Origin of the sequence: Pseudomonas sp. PS02288 (assembly GCF_029959715.1) — a bacterium.
Lineage (GTDB): Bacteria > Pseudomonadota > Gammaproteobacteria > Pseudomonadales > Pseudomonadaceae > Pseudomonas_O > Pseudomonas_O kuykendallii.
Map to the genome: position 1 here is coordinate 1 of NZ_JASCPA010000071.1, position 19567 is coordinate 19567.

At 70.0% G+C, this 19567-nt stretch carries 17 protein-coding genes and 2 riboswitches; of the genes, 9 read left to right on the plus strand and 8 right to left on the minus strand.

What is annotated here, in order from left to right; translation table 11 throughout:
- The 6 genes from QMX85_RS20895 to QMX85_RS20920 form a co-directional block, all read right to left on the minus strand.
- Window positions 1-2487, minus strand: a 2487-nt coding sequence (locus QMX85_RS20895; RefSeq protein WP_282344125.1) for an error-prone DNA polymerase, incomplete at its 3' end; no start/stop codon positions are given.
- Complete coding sequence (locus QMX85_RS20900; protein ID WP_282344126.1) at window positions 2484-3896, minus strand: DNA polymerase Y family protein; 1413 nt, start codon at window positions 3894-3896, stop codon at window positions 2484-2486. The genes QMX85_RS20895 and QMX85_RS20900, both read right to left, overlap by 4 nt.
- 7 nt (window positions 3897-3903) lie before the next feature.
- Window positions 3904-4524: a translesion DNA synthesis-associated protein ImuA gene (imuA, locus tag QMX85_RS20905; RefSeq protein ID WP_282344128.1), complete on the minus strand. Its 621-nt coding sequence runs from the start codon at window positions 4522-4524 to the stop codon at window positions 3904-3906.
- Complete coding sequence (gene lexA, locus QMX85_RS20910; protein ID WP_282344130.1) at window positions 4521-5138, minus strand: transcriptional repressor LexA; 618 nt, start codon at window positions 5136-5138, stop codon at window positions 4521-4523. The genes imuA and lexA overlap by 4 nt, the downstream gene beginning before the upstream one ends.
- Window positions 5139-5205: 67 nt before the next feature.
- Complete coding sequence (locus tag QMX85_RS20915; protein ID WP_282344132.1) at window positions 5206-6120, minus strand: response regulator; 915 nt, start codon at window positions 6118-6120, stop codon at window positions 5206-5208.
- 3 nt (window positions 6121-6123) lie between these two features.
- Window positions 6124-7368 carry an ATP-binding protein gene (locus QMX85_RS20920; RefSeq protein ID WP_282344146.1) on the minus strand — a complete coding sequence of 415 codons (1245 nt, stop codon included), beginning with the start codon at window positions 7366-7368 and terminating at the stop codon, window positions 6124-6126.
- Window positions 7369-7555: 187 nt separating this feature from the next.
- Here QMX85_RS20920 and QMX85_RS20925 point away from each other — a divergent pair, with 187 nt between their 5' ends.
- Entirely contained in the window at window positions 7556-7855 is a 300-nt protein-coding gene (locus QMX85_RS20925; RefSeq protein ID WP_282344134.1) for a hypothetical protein, read from the plus strand.
- A 98-nt stretch (window positions 7856-7953) separates the two neighbouring features.
- On the opposite strand, the gene QMX85_RS20930 is transcribed toward QMX85_RS20925, so the two are convergent.
- Both QMX85_RS20930 and QMX85_RS20935 read right to left on the minus strand, forming a co-directional pair.
- Window positions 7954-8649, minus strand: a complete 696-nt coding sequence (locus QMX85_RS20930) for a CbtA family protein (RefSeq protein WP_282344135.1) — start codon at window positions 8647-8649, stop codon at window positions 7954-7956.
- Between the two features lie 11 nt (window positions 8650-8660).
- The gene (locus QMX85_RS20935) at window positions 8661-8846 is read right to left on the minus strand and encodes a CbtB domain-containing protein (protein WP_282344136.1); all 186 of its coding nucleotides are present in this window, start codon (window positions 8844-8846) and stop codon (window positions 8661-8663) included.
- A 133-nt stretch (window positions 8847-8979) separates the two neighbouring features.
- Window positions 8980-9211, minus strand: a riboswitch (cobalamin riboswitch).
- A gap of 72 nt (window positions 9212-9283) precedes the next feature.
- Window positions 9284-9499: riboswitch (cobalamin riboswitch) on the plus strand.
- A gap of 169 nt (window positions 9500-9668) precedes the next feature.
- Between QMX85_RS20935 and cobO the strand changes: the two genes are divergently transcribed.
- From cobO to QMX85_RS20975, 8 genes are all read left to right on the plus strand, one after another.
- Complete coding sequence (cobO, locus tag QMX85_RS20940; RefSeq protein WP_282344147.1) at window positions 9669-10274, plus strand: cob(I)yrinic acid a,c-diamide adenosyltransferase; 606 nt, start codon at window positions 9669-9671, stop codon at window positions 10272-10274.
- 41 nt (window positions 10275-10315) lie between these two features.
- The gene (locus tag QMX85_RS20945; protein WP_282344137.1) at window positions 10316-11179 is read left to right on the plus strand and encodes an ABC transporter substrate-binding protein; all 864 of its coding nucleotides are present in this window, start codon (window positions 10316-10318) and stop codon (window positions 11177-11179) included.
- Window positions 11176-12198, plus strand: coding sequence for an iron ABC transporter permease (locus tag QMX85_RS20950; protein ID WP_282344138.1), 1023 nt, complete (start codon window positions 11176-11178; stop codon window positions 12196-12198). Before QMX85_RS20945 ends, QMX85_RS20950 begins: the two co-directional genes overlap by 4 nt.
- Entirely contained in the window at window positions 12195-12992 is a 798-nt protein-coding gene (locus QMX85_RS20955) for an ABC transporter ATP-binding protein (RefSeq protein WP_282344139.1), read from the plus strand. The genes QMX85_RS20950 and QMX85_RS20955 overlap by 4 nt, the downstream gene beginning before the upstream one ends.
- Window positions 12989-13369 (plus strand): DUF1636 domain-containing protein, encoded by a 381-nt coding sequence (locus tag QMX85_RS20960; protein WP_282344141.1) that lies wholly within the window; start codon window positions 12989-12991, stop codon window positions 13367-13369. Before QMX85_RS20955 ends, QMX85_RS20960 begins: the two co-directional genes overlap by 4 nt.
- Before the next feature lie 221 nt (window positions 13370-13590).
- Complete coding sequence (gene cobW, locus QMX85_RS20965; RefSeq protein ID WP_282344143.1) at window positions 13591-14655, plus strand: cobalamin biosynthesis protein CobW; 1065 nt, start codon at window positions 13591-13593, stop codon at window positions 14653-14655.
- Between the two features lie 4 nt (window positions 14656-14659).
- Window positions 14660-18445 carry a cobaltochelatase subunit CobN gene (cobN, locus tag QMX85_RS20970; RefSeq protein ID WP_282344144.1) on the plus strand — a complete coding sequence of 1262 codons (3786 nt, stop codon included), beginning with the start codon at window positions 14660-14662 and terminating at the stop codon, window positions 18443-18445.
- A 4-nt stretch (window positions 18446-18449) separates the two neighbouring features.
- A complete protein-coding gene (locus QMX85_RS20975) occupies window positions 18450-19454 on the plus strand; it encodes an AAA family ATPase (protein ID WP_282344145.1) in 1005 nt (334 codons plus the stop codon).
- The last annotated feature ends 113 nt before the right edge of the window (window positions 19455-19567 follow it).

Consider the following 19567-nt stretch of genomic DNA (forward strand, 5'->3'; position numbering starts at 1 on the left):
GGGCCGGCTTTGGTCTAAACCCCCCCGCGCCCGGGGGGCGCGCCCCCCCTCGACGCGCCGGCCGGCGTCCTCGGCCAGGCCGCGGATCATCCGCAGGCCGAGGCGGATCGCCGGCTGGTCGCCCGCGTCGGGCTCCAGGCCGCAATCCCAGTCGCTGTGGCGCACGTCCACCGGGTGCGTGGCGATGCCGTGGCGGCGCGCGTCCTGCAGGACCTGGTCGGGGTTGTAGAAGCCCATCGGCCAGCTGTTGATCAGTGCGCAGGCGAACGCCGCCGGCTCGTGGCATTTCAGCCAGCAACTGGCGTAGGTCAACAGGGCGAAGCTGGCGGCGTGGGATTCGGGAAAGCCGTAGCTGCCGAAACCCCTGATCTGCTCGAAGATGCGCGCGGCGAACTCGGCCGAGTAGCCATTGGCGAGCATCCGTGTCATCAGCCGTTCCTGATGCGGCTCCAGCCCGCCGTGGCGCTTCCAGGCGGCCATCGAGCGGCGCAGCTCGTCCGCCTCGCCGGGTGAATAGTCGGCGGCGATCATTGCCACTTCCATGACCTGTTCCTGGAACAACGGCACGCCGAGGGTGCGCTTGAAAACCTTCTCCAGCCTCGGCGGATAGTCGACCGGCTCCTCGCCATTCCGGCGCCGCAGGTAGGGATGGACCATGTCGCCCTGGATCGGCCCGGGACGCACGATGGCGACCTCGATCACCAGGTCGTAGAAGGTTTGCGGGCGCAGCCGCGGCAGCATGGCCATCTGCGCCCGCGACTCGATCTGGAACACGCCGACGGTGTCGGCGCGGCTGATCATCGCGTAGGTTTTCGCGCACTCCTGCGGCAGGTTCGCCAGTGTCCATTGCCGGCCGCGATAGCCTTTCACCAGATCGAAACAGCGGCGCAGCGCGCTGAGCATGCCCAGCGCGAGGATGTCGACCTTGAGCAGGCCGACCAGGTCGAGGTCGTCCTTGTCCCACTGGATGATGCTGCGCCCGGCCATCGCCGCGTTTTCCACCGGCACCAGGCTGTGCAGCGGCTGCTCGGATATGACGAAGCCGCCGGGGTGCTGCGACAGGTGGCGGGGGAAGCCGATCAGCTCGCCGGTCAGCGCCAGAACCCGGCGCATGATCGGGCTCTGCGGGTCGAAACCGGCTTCGCGCAGGCGCTCCTCGGGCGGCAGCTCGCCGCTCCAGCGCCCGCAGCAGTCGGCCAAGGCGTTGATCTGGTCGGGCGGCAGGCCGAGCGCCTTGGCCACGTCGCGCACCGCGCCGGCGCCGTGGTAGGTGCTGGCCACGGCGGTGAGCGCGGCGCGCGTGCGGCCGTAGCGACGGAATACGTACTGGATGACTTCCTCGCGGCGTTCGTGCTCGAAGTCGACGTCGATGTCCGGCGGCTCGTTGCGCTCTTTGGAGAGGAAACGCTCGAACAGCAGGTTGGAGTTCGCCGGGTCCAGCTCGGTGATGCCGAGCACGAAGCACAGCGTCGAGTTGGCCGCCGAGCCGCGGCCCTGGCAGAGGATGCGTTCATTGCGGGCGAACTGGACGATGTCGTGCACGGTGAGGAAGTAGCTCTCGTACTCGAGCTCGGCGATCAGCTTCAGTTCGTGTTCGAGGTTCCTGCGCGCCTTGTCGGGGATGCCCTGGGGCCAGCGCCAGGGGACGTTCTTCTCGGCGAGATGGCGCAGCCAGGTGGTCGGCGTATGGCCTTCGGGCACCAGTTCGCGCGGGTACTGGTAGCGCAACTGGCCTAGGTCGAAGCGGCAGCGCGCGGCGATGCGCAGGCTTTCCTCAAGCAGCTCGGCGGGGTACAGCCCGGCCAGCTCCTCGCGCCGGCGCAGGTGGCGCTCGCCGTTGGGGAACAGCCGGTGCCCGGCCTCGGCCACCGGCAGGTGGTGGCGGATCGCGCTCATGCAGTCCTGCAGCGCGCGCCGGCCACGGGCGTGCATGTGCACGTCGCCGCTGGCCACGGCGGAAATGCCGAGGTCCGTGGCCAGCGCCAGCAGGTTCGTCAGGCGGCGGGCGTCGTCCGGGCCGCGGTGCAGCTCCACGGCCAGCCACAGGCGCTCGGGGAACCGCTCGCGCAGCCAGCGGCCATCGGCGAGCGGCGTTTCGCCCTGGGCTGGCCAGAGCGCCAGCAGGCCGTCCAGCGGCCCCTCGAAATCCTCGCGCAGCAGGCAGTAGCTGCCTTTCTTCGCCCGGCGGCGGGCGACGCTGATCAGCCCGCAGAGCCTCTGGTAGCCGGCCAGGTCTTCCGCCAGCAGGATGATCTTCGGCCCGTCCTCGAGCTGCATCTCGCTGCCGACGATCAGCGCCAGCTCGGCCTTTTTGGCCGCCTGCCAGGCGCGCACGATGCCGGCCAGGCTGCATTCGTCGGTGATCGCCAGCGCCGCATAGCCATGCTGCCTGGCGCGCTCGAACAGCTCCTGCGCACTGGACGCGCCGCGCTGGAAGCTGAAGTTCGACAGGCAGTGCAGCTCGGCGTAGGCGGGCGGGGCGCTCATGCGAACCAGCCGTGCAGCTGCAGCGGGCCGTCGTCGCCGACCCGGCGGTAGGCCCAGGCGCGCTGGCCGCTGCGGGTTTCCACCCGGTAATAGTCGCGGCGCACGTCGCCGCCGTCCCACCAGCCGGACTCGATGCGCTCGGGGCCGGCGAGGATGCGTGGCGCGAATTCGCGCAGGGGCTGGGTTTCGCGCAGCAGCCAGGCCGGGCGCGGTGCCTCCTGTTGCAGGGTTTCCGAACGTGCGACGGGCGCCGCCTGCCAGGCACGTTCCGGGCGATGGTCGGCGACGGCACCGAGGCCCAGCACGGCGTCGTCGCCGAGGCGTGCGCGCAGGCGTTCGCGCAACTGTTCCCAGGGCAGCGATTGCTGCGGGCGTTCGTCGAACAGCTCGCGGTGCTGCGGAACGAACGCCGGCAGGTCGCGCGCGACCAGGCGCATGGCCTGCACCGGCGCGGGCACCTGCAGCTGCTCGAGGCGTCCGCGCGCCAGTTCGAAGAGCATCGCCGCCTCGCGCTCGGCGGCGAGCAGGCCGACCGGCAGGCTGCTGTCCTTGCCGCTGCGGTGCTCCAGGTACAGGGTGAAGCGTTGCACGCCGCTGTCGCGGCCGGCGAGGAAGGCGGCCAGGTCGCCGGTCAGGCGGCGCAGCGGGAACAACAGCGCCTGGTGCGACTCGACCTCGAAGTTCAGCTCGATGCGCACATCGAAGCGATCCGGTGGCGCGTAGCAGCGCAGCGCCAGCGGCCGTTCGCCGAACAGCGTATCGAGGTGCCGCAGCACGTCCTGCGGGAAACGCCTGGCGAGGCTCTCGCGGGGCAGGTTGCGGACCTGCTGCAACTGGCGCACGCCCATGCGGGCGAAGGCGCTGGCCACCTCGCGGGTGAAACCGACGCGCTCGATGGGCATCCGCCCGAGGGCTTCGGCGAGGCCCGCGGCGTCCACCGCCAGGCCGTCGTGGGCGTTGGCCAGCATGCGCGCGGCGGCGGGATTGGGTGCGACGACGATGCGCTGGCGAAAGCCCAGCGCGTTCAGCTCGTCGCGCAGGCGCGCTTCGAAGCGCGGCCAGGGGCCGAACAGCCCGAGGCTGGATTCCACCTCCAGCAGCAGGCAGCGCGGATAGTGCAGGCTGACGTGGGAACTGAAGCGATAGGCCCAGGCGGCGAGGAACTGCTGGGCGCGCTCGATGCGTGCGGGGTCGTATTCGAGCAGGGCGAAGTCGCGGCTCAGGGCCTGCGCGGCGCCCAGCGACTGGCCGGGACGCAGGCCGAGGGCGCGCGCGGCCGGGTTGACCGTCTGCAGCACGCGGCGCTGTGGCGTGCCGCTGATCAGCGCGAGGGCGGCGTCGGGATCGGCGCGGCCGCGCAGCACGCTGTCCAGCGCCAGTTGCGGCAGCAGTATGCAGGCCCAGCGCATGTCCGACTCAATGCCACGCCGCGAGCGGGATGGGCGCCGCGGCGGCGAGCCCGCCCCGGCACTTGAGCACGCGCAACTGCGCCGGGCGATTGTCCACCGCCAGGCGCAGCGCGGCCGGCGACGGATTGACCGCCTCGCGCAGCGGACGGTAGGCGAAGGCCAGGGTCTGGCCGCTCTCGGCCGCCACCTGCAGCCGGCGCAGGGCACGGTCGTCGGCCTGCTGCGGCCAGCACAGCACCGCGCCGCAACTGCCGGAGCGCAGGCACTGCTCGGCGGCCCACAGGGCATCGCGCCCGCTGGCATCGATCAGCGCCAGCTGGCGCAGGTCGACGCCGGCCGCCAGCCAGGCCTGCGGATAGGGGAGGAAGGGCGGTGCCACCAGCACCACGCGCTCGCCCTTGGCGGTCAGTCGCGCCAGGGTCGGCCAGAGCAGTTGCAGCTCGCCGATGCCCTCGGCGGCGATGAGGATTTCGCTGAGCGCCGCCTCCGGCCAGCCGCCGGCCGGCAGCACCGCGTCCAGCGCGGCATGCCCGGTCGGCTGCGCGCTCGCCGGCCGGCTTTCCGCCTGGCCACGCCAGACCCGACGCTGGTCGAGCAGGCTGTCGAGGGCGACCGGCGCGGCGCTCATTCGCGGCGCACCAGGCCGCAGAACACGCCTTCGATGGCCAGTTCCTGGTCGTCGCGAACGACGATCGGCGCGTAGGCCGGGTTGCGTGGCAGCAGGCGGATGGTGTCGCCGGCGCGCTCGAAGCGCTTGATGGTGACTTCGCCATCGAGGCGGGCGACGACGATCTGGCCGTCGCGCGCCTCGCTGCTGCGGTGCACGCCGACCAGGTCGCCGTCGAGGATGCCGTCCTCGATCATCGAGTCGCCCTGCACCCGCAACAGGTAGTCCGGCAGCTTGGAGAAGGTCTGGCGGTCCAGCAGCAGGTGGCCGTGGAGGTCGGCGTCCGGGCCGATCGGCGCGCCGGCGGCGACCCGGCCGAGCACCGGGATTTCCAGCAGTTCCGGGCGCGGCGCCCGGTCCACCAGGCGGATGCCGCGCGCCTGGTTCGGCACCACCTCGATCAGCCCGGCCTCGGCCAGGGCGACGATGTGCTTGCGCGCGACACCGCGCGAGGCGAAGCCGAAGGCTTCGGCGATTTCCGCCAGGCTCGGCGGCTGGCCGTTCCCGGCGATGCGGTCGCGGATGAAATCGAGGATGGCGCGGCGGCGCGGAGACAATGTATTCATGGGATACATTTGTACTCTTTTCCCGTCGCCGCTGCCTAGAGGCGTTCGTCGGCGCGTGCCGTTCGCGCGTGTTCCTTCAGGCGCTGAGGCGGCCGCGCAGCCTGCCGAGCATGCCCAGCAGGCTGGCGACCTTTTCCTTGTCCGCCTGTTGGCGCGGCAGTTCCGCCTGGCGCAGCGCGATCTGCTCCGGCCGCGACTTCCAACTCAGCGACTGCTTGGCTGCGGCCTTCAGCCCCTGCTCGAACAGGCCGCGGCGGATTGGCTTGGGCAGGTAGCGGAAGATCTGCGCCTCGTTGATCAGCTTGAGCAGCGCGGTGGTGTCGCGGAACGGCGTCACCACCAGGCTGAGCAGGCGCGGATGGGCCTGGGCGAGGGATTTCAGCAGCGGCGTGGTGTCCTCGCCGGCGAACACCAGGTCGCTGACCAGCAGGTCGACGGATTCCTCGTTGAGCAGCTCCAGCGCCTCTTCCAGGTCGCGGGCGCGCAGCAGGCGATGGCCGCCGCTGGAGCAGAAGCCGCCGACGCAGTCCAGCGTCTGTGGGTCGTCGTCGAGCAGCAGCACGTTGAGCGAGGAGGGCAGCAGGCCACCGTCGCGGGCCGGCCCGGCGAGCAGCTGGCGGTTGGCGATCTCCGCCGCGCCGCGCAGGGTCTGGGCCATTTCCTGCGGGTCCCAGGGCTTGTTCAGGTAGCGGTAGATGCCACCGTTGTTCAGCGCTTGCACCGCCGCGTCGAGGTCCGAATAGCCGGTGAGCAGGATGCGGATGCTGTCCGGGGCGATCTCGCGCGCGCGTTCGAGGAGTTCGGCGCCGCTCATCTGCGGCATGCGCTGGTCGCTGACGATGATCTGCACCGGCTCGCTGCGCAGGCGTTCCAGGGCACGCAGCGGGTCGCTCTCGGTAAGCACTTCGTAGTGCCGGCGGAACTGCAGGGAGAGGCTGCGCAGGATGCGTTCCTCGTCATCGACGAAGAGGATGCGGATGGGCGTGCTCATGGATCAGGCGCTCCTTTTCAGTTCGGTGGCTCGATTGCGCGGCAGGCAAATGAGGAAGCGCGTACCGCGCCCGACTTCCGAGGCCACGCGGATGCTGCCGCCGTGGTCCTGGATGATCTTGAAACTGATGGAAAGCCCCAGGCCGGTGCCTTGGCCGACCGGTTTGGTGGTGAAGAAAGGGTCGAAGATGCGTTCGCGCACCTCCGCCGGCATGCCGCGCCCGCTGTCCTGCACGGAGATGAACAGCGCCTCGGCGTCGGCCCAGCTCTTCACCTGGATCTGCCCGTAGTCGTCCATCGCCTGGGCAGCGTTGGTGAACAGGTTGAGCAGCACCTGATTGATCTGCGAGGGTGCGCAGGCGATGCGCGGCAGCTCGCCGAGCAGCTGGATCACCTGCGCCTTGTCCTTGAGGCTGTTGGAGGCGATCAGCAGGGCGCTGCGGATGCAGTCGTTGAGATCGACCTCTTCGCTCAGCGCGCGGTCGAGGCGGGAGAAATCCTTCAGCCCGGCTACCAGCTCGCCGATCTGCCCGAGGCCGTAGAGGGTGTCGGCGAACAGCTGGTCGAGGTCGTCGGCCAGCGCTTCCGGGGCGGCCTGCCGGCGCTGCTCGGCGGCGTTATCGAAAGCATCGCTCAGACGTTGCTCGTCGCACGCCGGATCGTTCAGGCAGTCGGCCAGCTCGGCCTGGCTGGCGGCCAGGCGCAGCAGTGGCTCGCTCAGCTCGTTGATCAGCTGGACGTTGTTCTTCACATAGCCCAGCGGGGTGTTCAGCTCGTGGGCGACGCCGGCGACCATCTGTCCGAGCGAGGCCATCTTCTCCGACTGCACCAGCTGCGCCTGGGATTCCTTGAGTTCGACCAGCGCCCGGTGCAGTACCTGATTGCGCTGGGCGATGCGGTCGTCCATCGCCTTGAGCAGGTCGAGCACCGTGCCCAGCCCCCGGTAGCGGCCCTCGCCATCGACGAGGATGAAGTCTTCGGTGATCGGGTAGTGCAACTGGCTGGTGATCTGCCGCGCCGCTTCTTCGAGATCCAGTTCGAGGCTGACCAGCAGCGGCGCCGGATTCATCACGTCGAGCACCGGACGGCGGCCCCAGAGGTCGCGACCAAAGCGCTGCATGAAGATGTCCTGCAGCCCGTAGCGGCTGACCAGGCCCAGCGGGCGCTCGTCCTGATCGACGATCGGCAGCGACAGAAACGACTTGTACTCGCTGGTCAGCAGGCGGTCGGCAACCGCGCTGATGCTCATCTGCGGCCCGAGCGGTGACACTGCCTTGAGCAGCCGCGCCAGGGTGATTTCTTCGGCCATGGCGATCATGTCTCTTATGAAAGTGAACGCCAGTCAAACAGCGCCAAGTTGCCGTCGTGTGACATGCCTGGCATTGCCCGTCACTTTCATCGAAAGTTCACCCGAATTTCATGAGCGCGGAGTCTTGATGAGCAAGGCAGTGGAGACTTTCTACGCGGGTTGCGTGCGGGTGCTGCAAGGCGATGCCGTGCTGATCGCGCAGTTGCAGGCGCGAGGTTTTGCCTGCGAGGCGGGCTACTGGGCGTTCTCGCTGCCGGCGCTGCAGGCGTGGCTGGAGGGGACGGGGATGGACTGCCAGGGCTGGCTGAAGCGGCTCTATGCCAGCGATTTCAATGCGCGGTTGCGGGCGCTGGGTGGTGAGATCGTCATCGCCGAAAACCGCGGCAAGGTCGACGAGAGCCTCTATTGCCTGCGTCGACTGCTGTAGGGGCACCGCGCGTACCTTGGCGGCGATTGTGGTGCGCATGCGCACCCTACGAGGCAAGTGAAACTCGGGGTGCGCCTTGGAGCAATCTGCCGGCTGTATCAGACGCTGCGCCTGGCGCGGCTGAAGAACCAGGCGCTGGCGAGGCCGAGGGCGGCCCAGAACAGGGCGTTGGTCAGCAGGGAGGCGTAGATGAACTCCTGTGCCAGGGCTTCGGGCGCCAGGCTTTGGTGGACGTCCGGCTGCGGCGCGCCGATCAGGTGCGGCACCAGCAGTAACGCCAGACCAAGGATGCGCAGCGCCCAGTTGCGGCCGAAGGCTATCAGCCCCAGACCGGCCGCGGTGGCCAGCGCCGTGCCGATCCACCAGTACTGGCGCAGCAGCAGGTCGGCGGCCGCGGTGCCCGGCACTTCCGGCGGCAGGCCGAGGGACGGCGCCAGGTTGAACACGGCGAAACCGCCCAGGCCCCAGAGCAGGCCCTGCCAGGTCCTGCCGGGTGCGCGCAGGGTGTAGAGGCCGGCGAGCATCAGGGCAAAACCGACCGCCACGACCAGGTTGCCGAGGCCGGTGAACAGGGTGCGCTGCAGGCCGTCTTCCGGGCTCCAGGCTTCGCCGCCGTGCTCATGGGCCGCTGCGCCGGCTTCGTGGCTGTGCTCGGCCTGCGCGCTGGCGCCGGCGTTTTCGTAGGTTTCCGCCTTCAGGATCAGCGGGCTGACCCAAAAGCTCTGCAGCAGGGTCAGGAAAATGGCCGCCAGCAGCCCGGAGAAGCCCGCCGTCTGTGCGATGCGCTTGATCATCGGTTCGCTCCTCAGTGGCAGGGGAAGGCGGCACTGTGGCGGGTGTCGTGGGCGGCGTTGTGCACCAGCTCCATGTGCGAGAACCCGGCGAAGTAGATCAGCGCGGCGCCGATCAGGATGCTGCCGACGGCCAGCGTCAGGCGTTGCGAGAGGGGGAGCGTAACGGCGGTGCTGGAGGGCAGCGTGCGGCTTGTCATGATGAAGACCTTCCAATGAGTCGAGTGATCGGCACGCGTGGAAGGACGCAAGACGGGCAGGCGGGGCGCGTGAATGCGGCAATCGCACACGCGGTGAAGCGGGCCTGTTTCCGGCGCGTCCCGCCCACCGCGGGTTGCCAAAGGGATTCCAGGCCGGTCTCCGGGCTGGCGAGGCGGCCTGTACGTGGCGTACAGGCCTGAAGTCTTCACCTTCCCGGATCGCGGTCCAGTGGTATGCCGAAGGCTTCGCTCGCTTACCGTTGCGGGGGCAGCGCCGGACTCGCTCGATCGCCTGGATCGGACCCACCGGCTTCCCGTTTAACCTCGTGGCGTTGACACGAGACACCTGAAAAACACGCGCCACCTCATCACGAAGGTGGTGCCTCGTCAACCGGGCCGGCGTTCGTGCGATTGCCCCGGCCCCGGCGAAAGGCTACCCTGCCGGCCAACGAACAGGTGCCCCGAGCGCGACCGCGCGAGGGGCTGAAACGGGAAGTCCGGTGACCTCGGGGGTAAACCCTTCGAGCATTCCGGCGCAGCCCCCGCTGCTGTAGAGCCTGACGAAACCGCACGATGCCACTGACTCCGGTCGGGAAGGCGCGGTGATCGGATGAAGGCGAGCCAGAAGACCGGCCTGATTCGAGAACAAGGTACGTACCCCGGGGTGTGGGTGGTTGCCGGTGCTGTCGTCTGCCTCGCGCAGCCTTCCTCAGTCTCGTCACCTGCGCGCGATGCCTGCGCATCGCGTCCCTGCCCGTGGTTCGTGCCATCGAATCCTGCCCGCCCGCGCGGCGGCGCATGGGCCTGGAGTGTGCAGCGATGATCGACGAACAGAAGAAGCAGAACCACGCCGAGCGGATGAAGCGCAAGAAGGAGGTGGTCGACGCCGGCATCGAGCGCGCCCAGGTGGAGCGCGGCATCGTCGTGCTGATCACCGGCAACGGCAAGGGCAAGAGCACCTCCGGCTTCGGCACCCTGTACCGCGCGCTCGGCTACGGCCATCGGGCCGGCGTGGTGCAGTTCATCAAGGGCACCCAGGCTTCGGGCGAAGTCACCTACCTGCGGCAGAACGCGCCGCTGGTGGAGTATCACGCGATGGCCACCGGCTTCACCTGGAACACGCAGAACTGGGACGCCGACAAGCTCGCCGCCGACGAGGCCTGGACCCACGCCTCGCGCATGCTCGCCGACCCGCGGCTGAACCTGGTGCTGCTCGACGAGCTGACCTACATGCTCAAGTACAACTACCTCGACCTGGAGATGGTGCTCGACGCCATCCGTGCGCGCCCGGCCAGCCAGAGCGTGATCATCACCGGCCGCGCGGCCAAGCCCGAGCTGATCGAGCTGGCCGACACGGTGAGCGAGATCCGCGACGTCAAACACGCCTACAACGCCGGCGTGAAAGGCCAGGCGGGTATCGATTTCTGATGCGCAACTGGGCGGTTCGGCGAGTGCGTCGGTCTGCGGCGATGGCGCGTATCCATCCTGCGGGCGGCGCCCATGCGGCGGCGCGCCTGCTGGCCTGGCTGCTGCTCGGGCTCGCGCCGCTGGCCGGCGCGGCCCCGTTGCCGACGGTGGTCTCGACCAACCTCTGCGCGGACATGTTGGCACTGAGCCTGGCGGCCCCGGAGCAACTGCTCTCGGTGTCGCGCAAGAGCCAGGACGCGCGGGTGTCGTCGATGCCCGAGCGGGCGCGGCGCTTTCCGGCCAACGATGCCGGCGCCGAGGAAATCATCGCCCTGCACCCGGACATCGTGCTCGCCTCGCGACGCTGGCAGACGCACAACCGCGCCGAGCTGCTGGCCCGCCACGGCATCCGCACCGTGGTGCTGCCGTACCCGACCACCTGGCAGCAGATTTTCGACAGCACCCGCTTCGTCGCCGCGCAGATCGGTCGCGAGGAGGCCGGCGCCGCGCTGGTGGCCGACGTGCAGGCCCGCCTGGCGCGGCTGCGCCAACATCCGCGCCCGTTCAGCGCGCTCTACCTGCGCGCCAACGGCGGCAGCGCCGGCGCCAACACCTACGTCGACAACGTCTTCCAGGCGGTCGGCGTGCGCAACCACATGGCCGACCTCGGCCGCTCCGGCTGGGGCCGCTATGCCCTCGAGGAGCTCATCGCCCGGCCGCCAGACGTGTTCGTCACCGCCGACCTGCTGGTCGACGACGGTTACGCCAAGTCCGCCTATTCGCGGCACCCGCGCCTGCAGCAACTGATGGCCGCCAGACCGGTGGTCAGCATCGGCGGCAACCGCTGGGGCTGCAGCGACTGGCAACTGGTGATCGCCGCGGAAGACCTCGCCGCCCAGCTCGACCGCCTCGGAGCGCCGCGATGATGCGCCTCGCTCCGGGCCTCAACCTGTTGTTGCTGGCGGCGCTGGCGCTGCTGTTCCTGCTTTCCCTGGGCATCGGGCCGGTGCCGCTGACGCTGGGCGAGGTCGGCCACGCGCTGTTCCGTTCAAGCGCGGAGACGGCGAACCTCGCCGACGTGCTGGTCCAGCAGCACATCATCGTCAACGAGATCCGCCTGCCGCGGGTGCTGCTGGCGATCCTCGTCGGCATGTCACTGGGCACCGCCGGCGCCGCCATGCAGGGCCTGCTGCGTAATCCGCTGGCCGAGCCGGGGCTGCTCGGGGTCAGCTCCAGCGCCAGCCTCGGTGCGGTGCTCTGCCTGTATTACGGCGTCAGCGCGCTGAGCCCCTGGCTGGTGCCGGCCTCGGCGATGGGCTGCGCGGCGCTGGCGACCCTGGTGCTCTACGCCATCGCCCGGCAACGCGCGAGCAACCTGACGCTGATCCTCTGCGGCGTGGCGCTGTCGTCTCTGGCGGCGGCGGCGACCTCGCTGGCGATCAACCTAGCGCCGAACCCCACCGACATGCAGGACATCGTGCTCTGGCTGATGGGCTCGCTGAGCGACCGCAGCTTCGCCGATATCCGCCTGTGCCTGCCGTTCATCGTCGCCGGGCTGTTGCTGCTGTTCGCCTGCGGCCCGCAACTGGACGCGCTGACCCTCGGCGAGGACGAAGCCAGCAGCCTCGGCGTCAACCTGCCGCGGCTGCGCGTGCAGATCATCCTCGGCACCGCGCTGTGCGTCGGCGCCAGCGTCGCGGTGACCGGCTCGATCGGTTTCGTCGGCCTGGTGGTGCCGCACCTGCTGCGCAAGGCGGTCGGCTATCACCCGTCGCTCCTGCTGTTCTCCAGCGCCCTCGGCGGCGCGCTGTTGCTGCTGGCGGCGGACATCGTGCTGCGCCTGGTCAGCGGCGAGCAGGAGCTGATGCTCGGCGTGGTCACCGCGATGATCGGCGCACCGTTCTTCCTCGCCCTGGTGCTGCGTCAGCGCAGGGGGGCGGCATGAAGCAGCTGCACCTGCGCGACCTCGGTGTCGAGATCGACGGCCGCCGGCTGGTCGACGGCGTCTCGCTGACGCTGCAGTCGGGCGAGTTGCTCGGCCTGATCGGGCCCAACGGCGCCGGGAAGAGCAGCCTGCTCAAGGCCCTGGCGCATTTGCTGCCGTATAGCGGCGAACTGCTGCTGGACGGCGTCGCGCTGGGTGAACTGTCACCGCGCGAGCGCGCGCTGCGCTGCGCCTACCTCGGCCAGGGCGACCAGAGCAGCTGGCCGCTGCGCCTGCGCGACTACGTGGCCCTCGGCCGCCTGCCGCACCGCGGCGGCTGGGGCGTACCGGCGCGCCGGCGCGGCGCGGACGAGCAGGCGATCGACGCCGCGCTGGCGCAGATGCACCTGGGCGCGCTGGCCGAACGGCGTTTCGACCAGCTGTCCGGCGGCGAACGCGCGCGCGCGCGGCTGGCCCGTGCACTGGCGGTGGGCAGCCCGCTGCTGCTGGCCGACGAGCCGGTGGCGGCGCTCGACCCGTTCCACCAGTTGAACGTGATGGAACTGCTGCGCCAGCAGTGCGCGCAGGGCAAGGCGGCGCTGGTGGTGCTGCACGACCTGACCCTGGCCAGCCGCTTCTGCGACCGCATCATGCTGCTCGACCAGGGCCGCGTGGTGGACTGCGGCAGCGCGCGACACGTACTGACCCCGAAGAACCTGCAGCAGGTCTACCGCGTGCAGGCGATGCTCGGCGAACACCAGGAGCAGCGCTTCGTGCTGCCCTGGTCGTGTCGCCAGGACGGAGAAAACCCATGACCAGCCAATTGATGCTCTGCGAAACCTGCGGCGGCGCCGATGCCAGTCAGCCCGAGGCACCGCGCAAGGGCGCGCTGTTCGCCGATCAGGTCGAACGCCTGGCACGGCAACAGGAGGAAGCCGGCGCCGCGCCGCTGGCGATCACCCGCACGCGCTGCCTGATGGCCTGCCAGCGGCACTGCACGGCGCTGCTGCGCGGACCGGGCAAGATCGGCTACGTGCTCGGCGACCTCGCCGCCGACCAGGACGCCGCCGAGGCGCTGCTTGACTACGCGCGCAAGCACCAGCAATCCGATACCGGCCAGGTGCCGTTCCGCACCTGGCCCGCCGGCATCAAGGGCAAGTTCATCGCGCGCATTCCGGTGTTCGAGCAATGAGTGCTGCAAGGGCGCATCAGCGGTCATCCACACACGAAACCGTAGGGTGGGTTAGCGGCGAGTGCGCGAGATGACTAGCCGCAACGCACAGGGTCACCGCCGCGTAACCCGCCAGGTGGTGTCCGGTGGAGCGATTCTTTCATCTACCGCGACACCGCCCGGTGGATCGGTGGAGCGTGATCCACCCTACGAAAGCCTTATCGATCTTCAGAGGAAAACCCATGTCCAGCCAGGCCAAGATTCCCGTCACCATCGTCACCGGCTTTCTCGGCAGCGGTAAGACCACGCTCCTGCGCCACATCCTGGAGAACGCCGACGGCCGCCGCATCGCGGTGATCGTCAACGAATTCGGCGAGCTGGGCATCGACGGCGACATCCTGCGCGGCTGCGGCATCGGTTGCGACGAGGATGGCGTGGAGCAGGCCGGCCAGCTCTACGAGCTCTCCAACGGCTGCATGTGCTGCACCGTGCAGGAGGAGTTCTATCCGGTGATGCGCGAGCTGATCGAGCGCCGCGGCCACATCGACCACATCCTCATCGAAACCTCGGGCCTGGCGCTGCCCAAGCCGCTGGTGCAGGCCTTCCACTGGCCGGAAATCAAGAACGCCTGCACCGTCGATGCGGTGGTCACGCTGGTGGACGTGCCGGCGGCGGCTGCTGGCCAGTTCGCCGCCAACCCTCAGGCGGTGGACGCGCAGCGCCGCGCCGACCCCAACCTGGATCACGAATCGCCGCTGCACGAGCTGTTCGAGGACCAGTTGATGGCCGCCGACCTGGTGGTACTGAGCAAGACCGACCTGGTCGCGCCCGCCGCCGTCGAGCAGGTCACCGCGCTGGTGCGCGAGGAACTGCCGGCGCAGGTCAAGGTGCTCGCCAGCGACAAGGGTTGCCTCGATCTGGAGCTGATCCTCGGGCTGTCCAGCGCCTCGGAGGAAACCATCCACCTGCGCGAAAGCCACCACGATCACGAGGAGGGCGAGGAGCACGACCACGACCTGTTCGACTCGGTGGTGGTGAAGCTGCCGCGGGTGGACCGTGAGCGCCTGCTGGCGACCCTGCAGGTGCTGGTCGAGCAGCACGCCATCTACCGCATCAAGGGCTTCGTGGCGCTGCCGGGCAAGCCGATGCGGCTGGTGGTGCATGGCGTCGGCCAGCGTTTCGACAGCTACTTCGACCGCCGCTGGAACGCCGACGAAACGCCGTCCACGCACCTGGTGCTGATCGGCCAGGCACTGGATGCCCAGGCATTGCAAAATGCGCTGCAGGCCGCCGTGGCCGAGGGCTGAGCCGATGCACATGCTGACGGCGCTGCCCGGCGGATACGTGGACGAGAGCGGGGCGATCATCACCCGCCTCGAACAGGACCCGGCGGACATCATCATCCTCAGCGCCGCCGACACCACCCTGGCGCTGCTCGCCGCCGCCCATCCGCAGGCCGGCGCGGCGGACGTCGCCTATCCGTCGGTGCGCCTGGCGAACCTGATGCACCTGCGCCAGCACGCTTCCATCGACCTCTACCTGGACGAGGTGCTGCAGCACGCGCGACTGATCGTCATCGATCACCTCGGCGGCGAAAGCTACTGGCCCTACGGCACCGAGCAGGTGGTCGCGCTGTGCCGGCGCAAGGGCATCGCCCTGGCGATGTTCTCTGGCGACATGAGCGAGGACCCCAACCTCACCGCGCTGAGCACCGTCGATGCGTCGACCTGCCATACGCTCTGGCGCTACCTGCGCGAGGGCGGCGCGGGCAACGCGCGCGAGCTGTACCGTTTCATCGGCACGCAGTTCTTCGGCCTCGATAGGGCGCCGCGCCCGCCGCGCGCGCTGCCGCCGATCGCCGTGTTCCACCCCGCGCAGGACAACGCCGGCGTGGCCGACTGGCAGGCGCAGTGGATCGCCGGCGCGCCCTGCGTGGCGCTGCTGTTCTACCGCGCGCACCTGCAGGCCGGGAACACGCGGGTGTTCGCCGCGCTCTGCGAGCGCCTGTTGGCGCAGGGGCTGAACCCGCTGCCGATCGCGCTACTGTCGCTCAAGGACCCGCTGTGCCTGAGCAGCCTGCGCGAGCTCTGCGCCGGCCATGACGTGGCGCTGATCCTCAACACCACGGCGTTCTCCCAGTCGGCGATGGACGATCCCGGCGACCACGCCCTGGCCGGCGACATCCCGGTGCTGCAGGTGGTGCTTTCCGGCGGCAACCAGCAGAGCTGGCGCGCCGACCCGCACGGCCTGGCGCCGCGCGACATGGCCATGCACGTGGCCCTGCCGGAAGTCGACGGGCGCATCATCAGCCGCGCGGTGAGCTTCAAGGGCTTCGGCGTGCGCAGCGCGCTGACCCAGAGCGACGTGGTGGAGTACCAGCCGCTGGAGGAACGCATCGATTTCGTCTGCGCGCTGGCGCGGCGCTGGTGCCGGCTGCGCGCGCTGGCCAATCCGCAGAAACGCCTGGCGCTGGTGCTGGCGAATTATCCGACCCGCGAGGGCCGCATCGGCAACGGCGTCGGCCTGGACACGCCGGCCTCGGCGATCGAAATCCTTCGCCGCCTGGCCGACGAGGGCTACGCGGTAAACGGCATTCCCGCCGACGGCGACGCGCTGATGCACCTGCTCAAGCAGGGCGTCACCAACGATCCCGACCAATGGGCGCTGCGCCCGGCGAAGCAGAGCCTGGCGCTGGCCGATTACCAGCGCTTTTTCGACGCGCTGCCGGCCACCAGCCGCGCCGCCATCCTCGCCCGCTGGGGCGCGCCGGAGCAGGACCCGATGCTGCGCCAGGGCCGCTTCATGATCGCCGGCGTGCGTCTCGGCCAGGTGTTCGTCGGCATCCAGCCGGCGCGCGGCTATCACCTCGACCAGAAGGCCAACTACCACGACCCGGACCTGGTGCCGCCGCATTACTACCTGGCGTTCTACCTGTGGCTGCGCGAGCACTGGCGCAGCGACGCCATCGTCCACGTCGGCAAGCATGGCAACCTGGAATGGCTGCCAGGCAAGAGCGTGGCGCTGAGCGAAGAATGCTGGCCGGACCTGGTGTTCGGCCCGATGCCGCATCTGTATCCGTTCATCGTCAACGATCCGGGCGAGGGCACCCAGGCCAAGCGCCGCGCCCAGGCGGTGATCATCGATCACCTGATGCCGCCGCTTACGCGCGCCGAAAGCTACGGCCCGACCCGCGACCTGGAGCGCCTGATCGACGAATTCTACGAGGCGCTGACCCTCGACCCGCGGCGCGCCGGCCTGCTGCGCAAGCAGATCCTCGGACTGATCACCGCGCAGAACCTGCACGCCGACCTCGGCCTGGAAACGCCGTGCAACGCCGAGGAGGAACAACTGCTGCTCAACCGCACCGACAGCTACCTCTGCGAGCTGAAGGAAAGCCAGATCCGCGACGGCCTGCACGTGTTCGGCCGCTCGCCGCAGGGCCGCCTGCAACGCGACACCCTGCTGGCCCTGGCGCGGCACGGCGTCGGCGACGGCCTGGGCGGCAACGCCAGCCTGGTTCGCGCGTTGGCCCAGGACCTGTTGCCCGGCGCCGATTTCGATCCGCTGGATGACGACTGGAGTCTGCCCTGGACCGGCCCGCGACCGGCCGCCCTGGCGGACATCGACGAACAGCCCTGGCGCACCCGCGGCGATACCCGCGAGCGGCTGGAGCTGCTGGCGCTGGGGTTGCTGGAGGAGGGCGCCCGGCGCGCGCCCGACCCCGAGTGGGCGCGCACCGCCGCCGTCATGCAGCGCGTCGACGGCGATCTGCGCCCGCGCCTGCAAGCCTGCGGAGCGCAGGAGCTGTACCAGCTGTGTCGCGGCCTGGCCGGTCGATTCGTGCCGCCGGGGCCGAGCGGGGCGCCGTCGCGCGGCCGGCCGGACGTGCTCCCCACCGGGCGCAACTTCTTCTCCGTCGACACGCGGATGATCCCCACGCCGACCGCCTGGGCGCTGGGCGAGAAATCCGCCGCGCTGCTGGTCGAGCGCTTCGTCCAGGACAACGGCGACTACCCGCGCAGCATCGGCCTCTCGGTGTGGGGCACGGCGACCATGCGCACCGGCGGCGACGACATCGCCCAGGCCTTCGCCCTGCTCGGCGTGCGCCCGCAGTGGGCCGAGGGGAGTTTTCGCGTTACCGATTTCGAGGTGCTGCCGGGCAAGCGTCTGGACCGCCCGCGGGTCGACGTCACCCTGCGCGTGTCGGGCTTCTTCCGCGACGCCTTCGCCAACGTCATGCAGATGTTCGACGCCGCCGTGCAGCGCGTCGCCGAGCTGGACGAGTCGGAAGCGATCAACCCGATCCGCGCGCGCATCCGCCGCGAGACGGCCGAATTGCAGGCCCGTGGTCTGGACGCCGCCAGTGCGCGCCAGCAGGCTGGCTTCCGCGTCTTCGGCGCCAAGCCCGGTGCCTACGGCGCCGGCCTGCAGGGGCTGATAGACTCGCGCGACTGGCAGACCGACGCCGACCTGGCCAACGCCTACCTGAACTGGGGCGGCTACGCCTACGGGCAGAAGGTCTACGGCGCGCAGGACCGCGACGGTTTCGCCCGGCGCCTGGCGCAGGTCCAGGCGGTGGTGCAGAACCAGGACAACCGCGAGCACGACTTGCTCGATTCCGACGACTACTACCAGTTCCACGGCGGCATGAGCGCGGCCGCGCGGCACCTCTCCGGCACGCAGCCGGCGATGCTCTTCGGCGACCACAGCAACCCGCAGGCGCCGAAGGTGCGCAACCTGGCCGAGGAAATCAGCCGGGTGATGCGCGCGCGGGTGACCAACCCGAAGTGGATCGATGGCGTGAAGCGCCACGGCTACAAGGGCGCCTTCGAGATGGCCGCGACCGTGGACTACCTGTTCGCCTTCGACGCCACCACCGGCGTGGTCCGCGACGACCAGTACGCCAGCCTGACGGACGCCTACCTGGGCGATCCCTCAACCCGCGAGTTCCTCCAGCGACACAACCCCGACGCCCTGCTGGACATCAGCGAGCGCCTGCTCGAAGCCATCCAGCGCGGCCTCTGGCAAGCGCCGGGCGATTACCGCGAATGCATTGAAAACCAGCTGATCGCCACCGAACAGCATCTGGAAGACTAATCCCATGAACCGCCCACATTTCCCGTTCTCCGCCCTGCATGGCCAGCCGCAGCTGCAACTGGCGCTGCTGCTGGCGGCCATCGACCCGCAGATCGGCGGCGTGCTTATAGAGGGGCCGCGCGGTACCGCCAAGTCCACCAGCGCCCGCGCGCTGGCCGACCTGTTGCCGGCCGGGCGCTTCGTCAACCTGCCGCTGGGCGCCAGCGAGGAACAGCTGGTGGGCTCGCTGGACATCCAGGCGGCGCTGCAGGACGGCCGCGTGGACTTCCGCCCCGGCCTGCTGGCCCGCGCCAACGGCGGCGTGCTCTATGTCGACGAGGTCAACCTGCTGGCCGACGCACTGGTAGACCTGCTGCTGGACGTCTGCGCCAGCGGCGTCAACCGCATCGAGCGCGACGGCATTTCCCACCAGCACGAGGCGCGCATCGCCCTGATCGGCACCATGAACCCGGAAGAGGGCGAACTGCGTCCGCAACTGCTCGACCGCTTCGGCCTGTTCGTGCGCCTCGGCGAACGCATCGAGCCGGTGGCGCGCGAGGCCATCGTGCGCAGCCGGCTGCGCTTCGACCGCGACCCGCAGGGTTTCGTCGAAGACCAGCGAGCGGCGCAGGAGGCGCTGATGCAGCGCCTGGAACGGGCGCGGGCGAAGGCCGGGCAACTGGAATTCGACGATGCGCTGCACCGCCAGGTCAGCGACCTCTGCTACGCCGCCGGCGTGGAAGGCGTGCGCGCCGACCTGGTGCTGCTGCGCGCTGCCTGCGCGCACGCGGCTTGGCAGGGCCACGCGCGGATCGGCGCCGCGGATGTCGCGGCGGTGGCCGAACTGGTGCTGGCGCACCGCCGCAAACTGCCGCCTGACGCGCCGCCACCCTCGCCGCGCGCCGAGCCGCCGCGGGAAGAGGGCGCCGCCGCGCCGGATGGCGGCAACGACTGGGGCGAACTGCCGCCGCAGGCGGTGCCCACCGCGCAGCTCGACGGCGCGAGGCCGCTGCCGGCAAAAAAGCCCTGAGCCCGCATGCCTCGCCCGGCGCGCAGGCCGGCGTCGGGACGCGTGCGGGCCGCATCCGCCAGCGCGGCGCGGCGGCCAGCGCGCGCCTGCACTGGCCGCGCACGCTGCTGGCC

Bases quoted from the DNA above. Each gene is read 5' to 3' on its own strand.
- QMX85_RS20945 (WP_282344137.1), top strand. From the start codon at position 10,316: ATGGCGCGTATCCATCCTGCGGGCGGCGCCCATGCGGCGGCGCGCCTG.
- lexA (WP_282344130.1), bottom strand. From the start codon at position 5,138: ATGTATCCCATGAATACATTGTCTCCGCGCCGCCGCGCCATCCTCGAT.
- QMX85_RS20915 (WP_282344132.1), bottom strand. From the start codon at position 6,120: ATGAGCACGCCCATCCGCATCCTCTTCGTCGATGACGAGGAACGCATC.
- cobN (WP_282344144.1), top strand. From the start codon at position 14,660: ATGCACATGCTGACGGCGCTGCCCGGCGGATACGTGGACGAGAGCGGG.
- QMX85_RS20950 (WP_282344138.1), top strand. From the start codon at position 11,176: ATGATGCGCCTCGCTCCGGGCCTCAACCTGTTGTTGCTGGCGGCGCTG.
- QMX85_RS20925 (WP_282344134.1), top strand. From the start codon at position 7,556: ATGAGCAAGGCAGTGGAGACTTTCTACGCGGGTTGCGTGCGGGTGCTG.
- imuA (WP_282344128.1), bottom strand. From the start codon at position 4,524: ATGAGCGCCGCGCCGGTCGCCCTCGACAGCCTGCTCGACCAGCGTCGG.
- QMX85_RS20960 (WP_282344141.1), top strand. From the start codon at position 12,989: ATGACCAGCCAATTGATGCTCTGCGAAACCTGCGGCGGCGCCGATGCC.
- QMX85_RS20920 (WP_282344146.1), bottom strand. From the start codon at position 7,368: ATGAGCATCAGCGCGGTTGCCGACCGCCTGCTGACCAGCGAGTACAAG.
- QMX85_RS20935 (WP_282344136.1), bottom strand. From the start codon at position 8,846: ATGACAAGCCGCACGCTGCCCTCCAGCACCGCCGTTACGCTCCCCCTC.
- cobW (WP_282344143.1), top strand. From the start codon at position 13,591: ATGTCCAGCCAGGCCAAGATTCCCGTCACCATCGTCACCGGCTTTCTC.
- QMX85_RS20900 (WP_282344126.1), bottom strand. From the start codon at position 3,896: ATGCGCTGGGCCTGCATACTGCTGCCGCAACTGGCGCTGGACAGCGTG.
- QMX85_RS20975 (WP_282344145.1), top strand. From the start codon at position 18,450: ATGAACCGCCCACATTTCCCGTTCTCCGCCCTGCATGGCCAGCCGCAG.
- QMX85_RS20955 (WP_282344139.1), top strand. From the start codon at position 12,195: ATGAAGCAGCTGCACCTGCGCGACCTCGGTGTCGAGATCGACGGCCGC.
- QMX85_RS20930 (WP_282344135.1), bottom strand. From the start codon at position 8,649: ATGATCAAGCGCATCGCACAGACGGCGGGCTTCTCCGGGCTGCTGGCG.